Genomic DNA, 12,917 nt, shown 5'->3' with positions numbered 1-12,917 from the left:
CTAATAGATGATAATGATAATCAATTCTATTTAGAGATTATCCTGTCGATAATAGTTTTCAGGAGGAGTACCGGAGAAATGAAACGAAACGTACGTTGGGTCAGGGGTTTAATTATCGTATTACTCATTATGGTTAGTACGGCTTGCGGAGCGACTAACACATCGACGAATAAGTCCGATACGGCAGAAGAGAATGCGAGCAACACTAGCAGCACAACTAACACTAGCAACACAGATAATGCTGCTAACACAAGCAACACAGGTAATGCAGCTGCAGAGGAAACCAATCAACAGCGCGTGGTGAAAACCTTGAAAGGGGACGTCAGCATTCCGGCCGACCCTAAACAGGTCATTGGCCTATCCGTCGTTTATCCGGAGTTTCTGTACGCGCTTGGCGTAACGCCGATTGCCGTTCAAAACTATCACCTGGAATTCCCTTCCTACTTGAAGGATTCCTTTAAAGATACGCTCAAAATGGGCATTGCACGAACACCTGATTTTGAAGCTATCCTTGCATCTAAGCCGGATTTGATTATTGCACCGACGTGGTGGTCGGATAAGGATTACGGTCAGCTTTCCAAAATCGCTCCTACCGTTCTTCTGCCGGAGCGGAGCAATTGGCGCGACGAATTACGCGATATTGGAGAAGTCCTCGGTAAGAAAGAACAGGCCGAGAAGGTCATTACTGATTTGCAGGCCAAGGAAGAGGATGCTAAGAAGAAGCTCGATGAATTAGCCGGCGATGAGACCGTGCTCTATATGGAGATTATGGATAAGGAAATCTTCATTTACGGAGAAAACAGCGATCGCGGCAAGTTTGTTCATAAAGGGCTTGGCCTGAGCGCCATTAAAAATTTCCCGCAGAGCGAGAACAGCCTTTCGATTTCACTGGAGAAAATCCCGGAGTACAACCCGGATCATATCATTCTGCAAATGAGCGACGATGCGAACCAAGCCGTGAAGGACCGGTACAAAGAAATGATGGATAGCTCTCTATGGAAGAACATGACGGCGGTGAAGAACAACCACGTTTATCTCATGGGAAGCAAGGAATGGTTTAACCTTGGCATGTCTCCGCTTGCCGATAGCAGCGCCATCGACGATGTTGTTCATGCATTTGAAGGAAAACAATAATAATGGAGGGTATGCTATGAGTACGAATGACTTGGAGCGACTCGAGGAGTTTTTTCTGATATCGAGAGTGCCAGAGAAACCCGTGCTCATCATGCCCGCTGTAGATTTATTAAATGAAGAGAAACTGCTGCATTTAATGAATATATACAGTCCGCTGATCCAAGCAAAAGAGCGGCCTGAAGTGGCAGCGATCTTCATCAGCTGGTATGCGTGCGTGTGCGCCGCGTTGCATCATATGATGTTTCACTGGAATGACGCTGTCTTAGACGTATCATTCTCTAATTTGACCGTTCATTTAGTTCACGGAGAATCCTATCCGGAGTTTTTATTTCTAATCAACAACAACAACCTCTACAGAGAGATTCCGGTCGAAGGCCGCGGTGCTTGGGTGAAGAAAGAGCTGGATTCTTTCTACAGGGAACAAGTAACGCCTCTGGTTCAAGTGCTGGCGCGCGCGGCTCGAATGAATCCGATTCTAGTGTGGGGGCAAATTGTGGATGCCGCTTATGATCAACTGGAGGAGGAGCTTGACGAGGTTACGGAAGAGGAACGAAGACAGGCAATCCTCGATCACTTCCAGACCCGTCTGATGGATATCGATGCCAGCGCATTCGGACTGCCGAAAAATCCTTTTGCAACGAAACGCAGGTATATCGAGCATCCTGAGAATCCGGATCATACAATGGCATTGAAGACGGCTTGCTGCCTAGCTTATCGTATACCTTTTCGCGAAAGCAAGGAATTTATTTATTGTTATACGTGCCCGCGTCTGAAAGAGAATGAGCGTGCATTAATGAAAGCGGCTGGTCAGTACTAACCAAATGAATGACGCTGTTGCGCTTGCAACAGCGTTTTATTTTGCCCATCCAACCATTAATCCAATATGCCGGTATTAAGGATCTTGATCTTAACGATTGTCTTCATCTTGATCGTCGGATAAACTTCCCGCCAGTTCATGCCTGCATACAGCTTCGGATGATAGGCGGCAACCCGATGTCCAAGCTGGAGGGAGTCGCAATTGGCCTTTTGCAAGGTTTCCATCACTTTAGCTACCTTCGGAGTGAGATCATCGGCGATTTTCTTTTCCATCTCTGTGAGCATTTTGCTTGTGTGTTTCTTCCATTTAAGTCCGTCTTTAATTAATTTAACATCCAATCTTAGAGAGACTTCGATTTCTCGAATGCGGTTATCCTTATAGATAATCGGGTAATCCGCTTTAGCATTCTTAACCAGAATCGAATAACTCTCTCCGCCAATTTCACCGACAATCAGCTGACTTTTACCTTTTGCGCCATCCATGAGATGGGCCAGCAAGGTGTCCTCAGCATCCAGGTTAATTCCGGTATAAGTTCCTTCCCGAAACAACGAGGTTCCTGCTAGACGAGCCCCGTCCCCATAAGGTTCGTACCGGGTGAGCGCGAAATCGTTGATGAAGGCATTTCCCTCGAACATATATTGGAGCAATTTGTTACGGGGGAATGTTCCTCTCTTATTCTCATCTTCAATCAAGCCAACCAGATAATCGGATACGGTCTGATCGTTCATCTTCTTCTCCAGCAATTTCGAAATATCGCCGTCATATAAAGCCAGATGGGCATAAGTTGGATTGTTTAGAAATTGGCCGGCGATATTCAGATAGTCCAGCGGTTGATCTTTGGCGAACTTGGGGCTTATCAGATAGAGTCTCGTCTGCTGTACGGACAGAATACCAGGGTGTTGCTTATTGACATGACTTACGGCGTCATAGAGGTCATCCCCTGTTGCCTCCAGATATAAATTATTCGGTTTGCCTCCCCCCGTACTTGCATTCTCAAGCGAGGAAGTAACGAAACTTGCCTTAAGCTGCTTGCTGTTCTCTTCGTAATCGATCCCGATCACATCGACAAAAAGCATGTTCTTCAGTTTATCCTGATCCCAGCATCCAGTCAGCAGCAGGCAGAGGATCAGTGCTGTCATCACTTTCTTCATAGTTGGTTCCTCCCGGTGCCTCGAAGCCCGGAAATCATGAGCAGGACGACTGGCAGAAGAATAACCAAAATTATGGAGAGGCGATCCTGTACCGAGGATAAGTTCAAAATGTCCATACGTTTGGTCAAGAATAAACCTCCCAGGAAGCAAAAACTTACGATAGTCCATACCCAACCATGCTGCTTGCCGAGACCTTGACTGCGTAGATGCAGGAATGCTTTTGCCGCCATGAAGAAATAGACATAGACCGTTGCCGAAACCACGCATACATAGAAAATGAGAAACAAGATATCAATGCTCTGCAGAATTTCAAGCTGATAGTTTTTTAATATGAAAATAAGCGGCTCCGGAATAAGGTTGAGCTGTTTAACGCTAAAGCTCATGGAGCAAATCAGGCATACCGCAACATAGAAGACTAAGGTAAAGGCATTAGCCAGCGTCATCGCAAGAAGCAGCATCTTCTTGCTTGAAGTCTTCACATACGGATAAGCATATAGGAGCAGATCATATCCTACATAAGCGCTGAAAGCGGTATAGACTCCCTTCATAACCGGATACCAGCCGGCATGCAGAACAGGCAGTAGATTTTTCACGTCAATTCCGTAAACTCCGCTAATTACGATGAGCAGCAAACTGACGTAAGCGAAGAACATAAAGGATTGTGATATAGAAGCAAGCTTCTTCAGTGTCGACGTTGCCGCAAAGCCGGATACAAGCAGCAGCATCAGTAAAATGATCCAGGTAGGCGTAACAACAAACAACCATCTTTTTAAGATGTCGGTATAGAGCAATGTCACCAGAAGCCCGGAAATGGCGTAATAGCATCCATACACCAAATTGACGAGAGCGCCAATCGGTTTGCCTACAATTAACGGTACATAGGCGTAGAAATTACATGCCGGATATCTGCCCCCGAGCCACCAAATCAGCATAATGCCTACTTGAGCAACCAGCCCGCTCAGCAAGACCGACAGCCAAGTGTCATGTCCGGAAACACCTGCTCCTACATGGGGGAGGGATAATACCTCGGTACCGAGCTGCGCCATAACCACGAGCGATAACAACTGTCGTCCGGTAATGTGGGCTTCCTTCTTCAACGTTTCCAACTCCTAGGATTTCGCATCCTTGTTCGGTTTTTCGCTGCCGTTCCGTCTGTCCGTTTGTTCAAGCTCCAAATCGGTGCGCGAAATAATGTATCCTTCATATCGTTGAAGGAGAAGGGAGGCGTGAAATAGGGAAGCCCCATCGTATCCATTTGACATAGATGGATACAAATGATCATCAAGAATAGGACAAGACCAAGCAGGCCGAACAACGAAGATAGAATGAGCGCTGGATAGCTTAGCAAACGAACTGCGCTATTCATCTCGTACGAAGGCATGATGAAGGAAGCCAGTCCGGTTAATGCGGCTATGATAACGGCCGTATTGGAAACCAAATTGGCCTGCACGACCACCGTTCCGATTACGATACCGCCAACTACGCCGATCGTCTGGCCGACGGGACTCGCGAGCCGAATCGTCGCTTCTCTTAAGATCTCAAGCAGGAGCATCATCGACAGTGCTTCGGCAAGCGGCGGAAACGTGACGTATTTCAGAGAGCTCTGCAGCGTATTCACGAAATTAATCGGCAGCAGCTGCTGATCGAAGGAACTGACGGCAACATAGAAGGCAGGCAGGGCAATCGTAATGATAAAGCAGCAGATCCGCAGAAGCCGAAAGATCGTGCCTAACAGCCAGCTTATTTGGTAGTCATCCGGACTTTGGAAAAAAGACCAGAACGACACCGGAAGGATGATCGTGTCCGGTGACCCTGCAGTTGCAATGACAGCCTTCCCCTCCATTAGATAAGCACGTGCGCGGTCAGGTCGTTCCGTAATAAGCAGTTGTGGAAACAGGGTGAATTTCTGGTCCCGGATCATCTCATCAATAAATCCCGGTGCCTCGACATAATCCATATCAATGCTATTGATTCTTCTATCCACCTCTTCGATGATCGCTGTATTCGCAATTGATTTGATATACATCACAGCTATCTTCGTCTGCGAAAGCTTACCAAGCGTATACGTCTTTACGACGAAGTCCGTAGAGTTAATCAGCTTGCGCATCAGATTAATATTCGTATCTAAATTTTCTATAAACGCTTCGTTCGCGCCGCGCAGCACTCGCTCGTTGATCGGAATATTGATGGAGCGCTCCTTCTTTAAATCCACTCCGAGCAGGTAAAGCGTACTCTCTCCGGCACGAAGCAGCACGGCTTTACCGTACATCAATGCCTTAATTGCGTCTTCCGTTTGCTCGGATTCCGTATAGTCGAGAATCGAAACGACATCGCGGATCGGCTCCTTCGGACGCAGAAGCAGCGGCTTTATGATGAAATCTTGAACGAGGGAGGAATCAATCAACGTATCGAAATAAAACAGCCTAAATTCCGTTCCTCCAATAAACAGCTGCTTCGATTGAAAATCGCTTTGTTCAGAGAAGAACTTTTTGAAATATTGCTCCGATTCTTCAATCGATCGATCCGTTATCATAGATTTCCCTCCTTTCCACTGGTTTTCTTATGTTAACCACGAATTCCAAAATTATGTAAAAAAGACATCTGCCCTATGAAGTGAGGGCGGATGTCTTCGGGGTTAATAATTAAACAAGATGTTCGTCGTCTGGTTGCCCTCTCCGCGGTCGAGAAAACTATAATTGACGCGATAATCATTAAATCTCATATCCGTTCATTGATCCTGTCGTACTTATAGTTGTTGTCTCGTGCGGTTTGCGCAATGGAATCGGCTAAACCTGTGAGCGATTGGCCCGTTACACGCTCCATGAAGCCTTGTGCAACAGCGATCACTTCCTCGTTCTGGTCAGGCAGGCTCTCAATCTGCACGAAGCTGTCATAATGACTTAAGAGTCGCCGGATCCAGCTTCGTTCTCAGCACGGCAGAGACAGCAGTAAACACGTAGAGCTGACCGTTGTAATACTCCGCCGTCAAGATGTTGTAACCGAACGCAGTGGATAGCCGCGACCAGATGATGCCGTCTCTTGAGACTAGGATGACGCCGTCCCAGCCGACAGCGACGAACATCCCTCCCGTATACTGGATATCGTGTAGTCCGGTATGCGATCCACGTGCTTCGATGCCGCTGTTGTAGCGCACGTGGTAGCTCCAGTTCTTGGCGTCCTCCGACCGGAATAGCTGCACATCGTCGGAATTGGCGTACATCATATCCGTAATGACTACGAACGAGCCATTGCCCCATGCCACGCCGGAATAATCATAATAGTTATTTTTATTCCCCGCCCAAGGAATCGTCTTCGTCCAATTCCGGCCGTCATCCGAACGAACCGCCATGCCATTCTCGCCTACTGCAAGCAGCGTCTTGCCATTCCATGCAATGCCGCGGAAAGCAAGATGTGGATTGACCACGTGTTTACGCCAAGTCTTCAGATCCTTCGATGATAAAATAATGCCGCCATCACCAACAACGTAGTAGCTGTCTCCCGCCATTACGGCTTGAATGAGTGTCTGCTGCGTAGGTGAAGCCAGCTTCGTCCACTTCAGTCCATCGATTGACGTCATCATCAGACCGCTTTGACCGACTGCGAAGAAACTTTTCCCCGTCCAGATGACATCGTAGAGCGGAAACTTTCCCTTCACGCTGCTATACTGATGGTTGTCGTTTGCGTTCACGACCATAGAACCGCGCCAATTCAGGGGTTCATTATTAGCTTGTGACGTAGGTGTCGTGCCGCCAACGCTCACCAGCTTGCCGTTAGCTGCTGCTGCGCCGGTTAGAAATACCGGAGGAAAGGATTTCTTAGGTTTGGTTACCCAGTTAATACCGTCTGCAGATTCGTAGATCACATCATAGCGATTGAGCGCATACTTCGATTTCTCATAGACAATGCCATCGATATAGAAGTCATCGCTGGGGACCTTGGACGTTGACCATGTCTTGCCATTGCTGCTTGTCATATAGACAGGATTATCTTGCTTGGTCTTGCCCAAGACGAAGCATCTCTTCGGCAAACATCTAATTTGCGTCCAGTTTTTATTCGCTGTGGAAGTAACCGACCATTTGATTCCGTCCTGCGAAACAAGTATGGCGCCGTCTGCCGCGAGATAGAAGCTTCCATTCATGTACGCCAGATCCCCATAAGTTCCTTTAACGGGGATGGATACTTTCTTCCAAGCCAAGCCGTCGGTCGAATAGAAGAGAGACTTTGCGGTTCTGGCGAGCATGACTTTCCCATTCCATGCGAGCTCATTGATATCGGTCTCGAGCTGCCCCGGATGTGCCGTCCATGTCACGCCGTCATCGGAAGTCGCGACCACGCTCTTAAATTGCTTCGTATAGGATTTGCCTGAAGCAACCACGACGAAGCGCTTGCCCGTAAATACGACATCCACAACGTTGCCCATTGGGAGGTAAGACGGTGTTTCCGACCAACTTACCCCGTCTGCGGAAGTCCAAACAGAAGTACCTTTCTCGGAGCTCTCATCGTTAAATCCAATGAACTGCCCTTTGCCAAAGACAATTTTGCTGAGATCTCTCTCATTCTCGGCTGTCGTCTTGTTAGTCCAATGGACGCCATCCTTCGATGTATACTGGCTTGTGCTGACGTAAATTCCGTTCCCATAGGCATAGTATTGCGCTTCAATGGGGGCATCGCCCCCGTATAGATACGACCAGTCCGTCTGCAAAACCTCCATCGTCGCCTTCCCTTCAGCATGGACAGGTGGAGATGGGAGAGCTGACAGTATTGCGAATAGGCTCAGAATTGTGAGCAGAATGCTTCTGTTGAACGTGTTGATCGGCATTGCCGGCAAGCCTCCTTCTAGTTGATAGTAATCATTAAATTCCAAAATAATACAACCCGACATTCGCAAAGTATATCAAAATATGTAAATGTTGAACAGGTTTCAAAAGGAAAAGCAGAAGGGGGCATGCTTGGCGGTTTGTTGTCGCAACTTGTCGTCATTTTTTTGAAAATGGTATACTATTTTTATTAAGTCCAATAATTGAATGAATAATATAATATAGCGAGGGATATCCAGTGATTGTAACGAAGACGAAGCGAGGGACTAATCTTGAAGATGTACAGGAAATGAATCGTTCATTGGTCATTCGCCTCATGCGAAGGAGGTCGGTATGCTCAAGAGCAGAATTAACGCAAGCCTCTGGACTCAATCAATCCACAATCACGAATATCATTAATGAGTTGATCAGTTGGGGAATCGTGGTGGAGACGGGGGTTATCGATGGCAAGAAAGGGCGTCGTTCCATCGGGATTAAGTTAAATAGCGAGTCTTATAAGATCATTGGCATCCGCTTGGCAAGGAAATCAATCACGGTCGCCCTGTACGACCTGGAAGGAATCCAGTACAGTAAGCAGCACATTCCGATCGATATGGCGGATGGATCAGCTAATGCCTTCAATCGGATGAAGGAGCTGATTCGGGATATGATCCGATCCAATTCGGTCGGCAACGTCGTAGCAATGGGGGTGGTTACGCCCGGTCCGCTGTTTCGAGATGAGGGTAGAATCGGTCTCATGACGAATTTCCCGGGATGGGAGAAAATAAACATTCAGGAAGAATTAATGAATGAGTTCGCCCTTCCCGTTTATATCGAGCATGATGCTAAAGCAGGGGCTCTGGCGCATTGGTGGTTTGGCAGATCCGATCAGGACCAAGGCGTTATGATCTATGTGGCTGCAGGACAAGGCGTTGGAGCGGGAATCGTCGTAGACGGCAAGGTGTTCCGAGGTTCACTCGGCTTGGCAGGCGAAATCGGACATATGAGCATCGATTATCAAGGTCCGCCGTGTGAATGCGGCAATAGAGGATGTCTTGAGCTCTATTGCTCTACCTCAGCGCTGCTGAAAACCTTAAACAAGGAACATGCTTCGCTCAAGTCGGTCTGGAAAGAATTAGAAGAGGATAAGAATAGCGAAACGAAAGAAGCTGTTAGACAAGCAGCGTGGTTTCTTGGTTTCGGTCTTGTCAGCATCATTAACACCTTTAATCCGGATCGGATCATCCTTGGCGATGAATTGGCCGAAGCCGGGGCATTGCTTCATGATACCGTGAAGGCGGTCATCAACGAGCACGTGCTGCCCGATGTATCGAGTAAATTGACCCTAGAACTTGCTTCTGACGACACGGATACCATGCTGGTCGGCTCTGCAATCGTAGCGATCGAGAGCATATTGGACCAGCCATCCAGTTATTTGAATTTGCAAGGCTAAAGGAAGAGCGTTTCAGCCCAGCCAGAAATTTCTGGCTGGGCTTTTTTTTATGCCTGGAAAGAAGGAAAAAATAGCATATTTATTACTTGATTAAATCAATTAATTCATTTATAGTAACAATAGAAATAATCAAATAGAATATTAATTGAATTAATGGAGGTCGCAGCATGTCATTACTGATGGGGATTGATATCGGAACCTCAAGCGTGAAATCCATGGTCATGGATACTTCAGGACGAGTGCTGGGATTCGCGCAAATGGAGTATGACATCAATATTCCTGTCTCAGGTTACGCCGAACAGAATCCGGATGATTGGTGGGAGTTGGTCAAGAAGACAAGCGCTCAAGCCATAATGAAAGCGGGTATAGATGGCGGGGCATTGGCGGGGATCGGTTTCTCAGGTCAAATGCACGGACTGGTGGCACTGGACAAAGAAGGTCAGGTGCTTCGCCCATCCATCATATGGTGCGATCAGCGATCGATTCCTCAGAAGGACGAATTGGAATCTCGAATAACGACAGAACAGTTAGGCAATATGGTGAAGAACTCCGTGTCAACCGGGTTCCTGATTCTATCGTTACTGTGGATGAAAGAGAATGAACCTGATCTCTACAGCCGAATCGACCGGGTTATGCTGCCGAAGGATTATGTCAGGTATCGTTTGACCGGTGAAATGGGAACAGACACAACGGATGCCTCCGGCACATCGGCTTATGATACAGCATCTCTTCACTGGTCGGAACCGTTGATGAGCTTAGTGGGAATCGATAGCAAGCTGTTCCCGGCGGTGGGCAAGCCTTGGGAGATAGCCGGTTATGTTGCCAAACAAGCCGAATCGGAAAGCTGCTTCAAAGCAGGAACTCCGGTTGTATTCGGAGGGGCCGATCAAGCGATGCAAGCAGTTGGAAACGGTATCATCGAATCCGGTGACCTATCGGTTACGATCGGAACCGGAGGACAGCTGTTCACGACCATCGATCAGCCTGTCTATGATAAGAGGCTTAGGACGCACACGTTTGTTCATGCGGTTCCGGATCGGTGGTATCTGCTGGGGGCGACGATGAGCGCGGGACTATCGTTAAAGTGGCTGTCTTCTCAGGTGCTGAAGAATTCCGATTATAAGGCGCTTGATAGGAAGGCGAAAGAGGTTCCCGCGGGAAGCGATGGACTGCTGTTCCTGCCTTATTTGGCCGGTGATCGTACTCCGCATATGGATCCGCATGCAAGCGGCATGTTCATCGGGCTCAAGCTGAACCACAATGATGCGCATCTGATCAGAGCGGTTCTTGAAGGGGTCTGTTATTCGCTTCGCGATGGCGTAGAGATTATCCGCTCGCTCGGGGTTGATCTGAAGCGGATCATTATTTCAGGAGGCGGCGCGAAGAGCCCGCTGTGGAGCCAAATTCTTGCCGATGTTCTGAATCGGGACGTTTATGTAAGCACCACGGAGGAGCAGGCATGCGTGGGAGCATCGATCATGGCAGGCGTAGGTGTGAAGCTATATGACTCCGTCGAGCAGGCTTGTAAGACTATCGTCAAGCTGCGCGAGAATCCGGTTCAGCCGAACCCTGGCAACCATGCGGTCTATGACCGGCAATATGCCGTCTATACCAAGCTTTATGAGCATAACCGGGATCTCTTTCCCATGCTGAATACCATTACGAATGAGAATGGAGTGTAGAAATGATGCTGAATGCAACTGGCGGCGGCAACTTTATGGAGCTTAAGAATAAACCGGCTGAACAAGTCTTGAACCTTGGAACGCTCAAAGCATTAACGATTGGTGCACTAGTGAGGGGCGGAGAAAGAAGCGAGGAGCTGCTATGCCTGCAAGGGGATAATGGAATTCCTGTAATCCGCATCCATTCGGAAGAGCGGACAGAGGTGAATCAACTGCTGCTCCTGGTTGACTTTTATACGGATGCCAGAGATAAGCCGCTGCCATTATCCGTTCCTTGGCAGGCAATCGGCGCGGGAGAACATGACCTTCTGCTTCGCTATAACGGACATATTGTCGAACTATTCGTAGACGGCGTGTTGGTGGATGAGGATTGGCCGATGGGCTCCGTTCAATTGGAGAATGCTGAAGTACGAACGTACGAGGGGACACTTGAAGCGCAGCTCTGGTCCTATTCCTTGACGGAGGCAGAACGGGAGAACCTCATTCGAGATCAGCAAGGAGTGGAGAGTCGTAAGACGCTGTACCTTGGGACTGAGCCGAGCTCTATTCAATATTGGAAGCCAAGAGGGTTTAATACCGGTGTTGGCGATTGCATGCCTTATTTCGACGGGGAAACGTTCCACATCTATTATTTGTTCGATCGTCGCGGCCACGCCAGCAAATGGGGCTTAGGCGCGCATCAATGGGCTCATATTTCTACGAAGGATCTGAAGGACTGGACGCATCATCCCATGGCTGTCGCCGTTACGCAGGAGTGGGAAGGGTCGATCTGTACGGGATCCGTTATTAAGGAGAACGACGTTTATTATGCTTTCTATGCGGTTCGTGCGGTGGACGGATCACCTGCTCAATTGACCTACGCGATTAGCGGGGATGGCATTCAATTCACCAAGTCCGAGGCTTACATCACGATTTCTGACCGATATTTGCTCTCCTCCGTAAGGGACCCGCATGTATTTAAGGACGCGGAAGGCGTCTATCATATGTTGATTACGACAAGTCTTGTAGACGGAGCCAAGCACGAGGGATGCCTCGCCCATCTGGTATCTACCGATTTGCAGAACTGGCAAGAGGAAGAGCCATTCATAGTTCCGGGTTACCATGGCGAGCCGGAGTGTTCGGACTATTTTGAATGGAACGGCTTGTATTACTTGATCTTCAGCAATGACGGACTTGCTCGTTACCGTTATTCCACAGAACCGTTTGGTCCTTGGCTGCGTCCGGCGATGGATACGATTGATAGTGTTCAGCTGCGGGTGCCGAAGACGGCTGCTTTCCCTGAAGGAAGGAGAATGGTTACAGGCTTCTTGTCCGGACCGGGTCGTTACGGAGGCGAACTGGTTATCCGTGAGCTTGTCCAGGAAGAGGATGGATCGCTTGGACTCAAGATCCCGGCCGAATTTAACGGTTTATCCAACCAGGTTGTTACACAGCAAGAAGAGCTCTTATCCCTTACTAATTTGAATGGATTCGCTGAACAGCTCATTGGAAAAGTGGAAGGCGAATACGAGCTGGCCTTCGAAGCCGTTCCCGAACATCCGACGATGTTCTATGGATTTTCAGTAGCCGCGGATTCCGATTTCAAGCGAGGCAACGATATTCGATTCGAGCCTTCCAACAATAAGCTCGGCGTGCATGATACGATCTGCGTCGGTTTCCAAGAGGATGAGGTTTCGTCCATCTATCATGTGAAAGGGTTGGACGGACGTGTTCGCATTGAGGCTGTCGTGAAGGAAGGGTTCATCGACATCTGTATCAACGGCAAACGAACATCCATTAGCCGAATAAACAGAGAGAATGCTTATCTGCGATTCTTTGCACAGTTCGGAACCGTAAGTTTCCATAACATCACGATTCGATCCGTTCCGAAGAGGTAACAAGGAG

General features: G+C 48.2%; 10 protein-coding genes. 5 read left to right on the top strand and 5 right to left on the bottom strand.

Annotated elements, in window-relative coordinates; translation table 11 throughout:
* Positions 1 to 78: 78 nt before the first annotated feature.
* Entirely contained in the window at positions 79 to 1,134 is a 1,056-nt protein-coding gene (locus tag BLW29_RS25445; RefSeq protein WP_090984920.1) for an ABC transporter substrate-binding protein, read from the top strand.
* A 16-nt stretch (positions 1,135 to 1,150) separates the two neighbouring features.
* Positions 1,151 to 1,951, top strand: a complete 801-nt coding sequence (locus BLW29_RS25440; protein WP_090984918.1) for a (2Fe-2S)-binding protein — start codon at positions 1,151 to 1,153, stop codon at positions 1,949 to 1,951.
* Between the two features lie 56 nt (positions 1,952 to 2,007).
* On the opposite strand, the gene BLW29_RS25435 is transcribed toward BLW29_RS25440, so the two are convergent.
* The 5 genes from BLW29_RS25435 to BLW29_RS25420 form a co-directional block, all read right to left on the bottom strand.
* Positions 2,008 to 3,102 carry a Ger(x)C family spore germination protein gene (locus tag BLW29_RS25435; RefSeq protein WP_090984916.1) on the bottom strand — a complete coding sequence of 365 codons (1,095 nt, stop codon included), beginning with the start codon at positions 3,100 to 3,102 and terminating at the stop codon, positions 2,008 to 2,010.
* On the bottom strand, positions 3,099 to 4,199 hold the full coding sequence (locus BLW29_RS25430; RefSeq protein ID WP_090984914.1) for a GerAB/ArcD/ProY family transporter: 1,101 nt from the start codon (positions 4,197 to 4,199) through the stop codon (positions 3,099 to 3,101). Before BLW29_RS25430 ends, BLW29_RS25435 begins: the two co-directional genes overlap by 4 nt.
* On the bottom strand, positions 4,196 to 5,635 hold the full coding sequence (locus BLW29_RS25425; RefSeq protein WP_090984912.1) for a spore germination protein: 1,440 nt from the start codon (positions 5,633 to 5,635) through the stop codon (positions 4,196 to 4,198). The genes BLW29_RS25430 and BLW29_RS25425 overlap by 4 nt, the downstream gene beginning before the upstream one ends.
* A gap of 185 nt (positions 5,636 to 5,820) precedes the next feature.
* Positions 5,821 to 5,985 carry a hypothetical protein gene (locus BLW29_RS31550; protein ID WP_177186822.1) on the bottom strand — a complete coding sequence of 55 codons (165 nt, stop codon included), beginning with the start codon at positions 5,983 to 5,985 and terminating at the stop codon, positions 5,821 to 5,823.
* 7 nt (positions 5,986 to 5,992) lie between these two features.
* Positions 5,993 to 7,921 carry a hypothetical protein gene (locus BLW29_RS25420; protein WP_090984910.1) on the bottom strand — a complete coding sequence of 643 codons (1,929 nt, stop codon included), beginning with the start codon at positions 7,919 to 7,921 and terminating at the stop codon, positions 5,993 to 5,995.
* Between the two features lie 236 nt (positions 7,922 to 8,157).
* Between BLW29_RS25420 and BLW29_RS25415 the strand changes: the two genes are divergently transcribed.
* The 3 genes from BLW29_RS25415 to BLW29_RS25405 all read left to right on the top strand — a co-directional run bounded on the left by BLW29_RS25415 (position 8,158) and on the right by BLW29_RS25405 (position 12,910).
* The gene (locus BLW29_RS25415) at positions 8,158 to 9,351 is read left to right on the top strand and encodes an ROK family protein (protein WP_090984908.1); all 1,194 of its coding nucleotides are present in this window, start codon (positions 8,158 to 8,160) and stop codon (positions 9,349 to 9,351) included.
* 167 nt (positions 9,352 to 9,518) lie between these two features.
* Positions 9,519 to 11,033 (top strand): xylulokinase, encoded by a 1,515-nt coding sequence (gene xylB, locus BLW29_RS25410; RefSeq protein WP_090984906.1) that lies wholly within the window; start codon positions 9,519 to 9,521, stop codon positions 11,031 to 11,033.
* A 2-nt stretch (positions 11,034 to 11,035) separates the two neighbouring features.
* Complete coding sequence (locus BLW29_RS25405; protein WP_256208900.1) at positions 11,036 to 12,910, top strand: glycoside hydrolase family protein; 1,875 nt, start codon at positions 11,036 to 11,038, stop codon at positions 12,908 to 12,910.
* Positions 12,911 to 12,917: the final 7 nt, after the last annotated feature.

It is taken from the genome of Paenibacillus sp. CF384, from assembly GCF_900106745.1.
GTDB lineage: Bacteria > Bacillota > Bacilli > Paenibacillales > Paenibacillaceae > Paenibacillus_Z.
The sequence above is the reverse complement of the archived record's forward strand: the minus strand, read 5'-3'. Positions and strand labels throughout refer to the sequence as shown.

Excerpts from the sequence above, each read along its gene's own strand:
- BLW29_RS25445 (WP_090984920.1), top strand. The coding sequence starts at position 79 with ATGAAACGAAACGTACGTTGGGTCAGGGGTTTAATTATCGTATTACTC.
- BLW29_RS25440 (WP_090984918.1), top strand. The coding sequence starts at position 1,151 with ATGAGTACGAATGACTTGGAGCGACTCGAGGAGTTTTTTCTGATATCG.
- BLW29_RS25435 (WP_090984916.1), bottom strand. The coding sequence starts at position 3,102 with ATGAAGAAAGTGATGACAGCACTGATCCTCTGCCTGCTGCTGACTGGA.
- BLW29_RS25425 (WP_090984912.1), bottom strand. The coding sequence starts at position 5,635 with ATGATAACGGATCGATCGATTGAAGAATCGGAGCAATATTTCAAAAAG.
- BLW29_RS25420 (WP_090984910.1), bottom strand. The coding sequence starts at position 7,921 with ATGCCGATCAACACGTTCAACAGAAGCATTCTGCTCACAATTCTGAGC.
- xylB (WP_090984906.1), top strand. The coding sequence starts at position 9,519 with ATGTCATTACTGATGGGGATTGATATCGGAACCTCAAGCGTGAAATCC.
- BLW29_RS25405 (WP_256208900.1), top strand. The coding sequence starts at position 11,036 with ATGATGCTGAATGCAACTGGCGGCGGCAACTTTATGGAGCTTAAGAAT.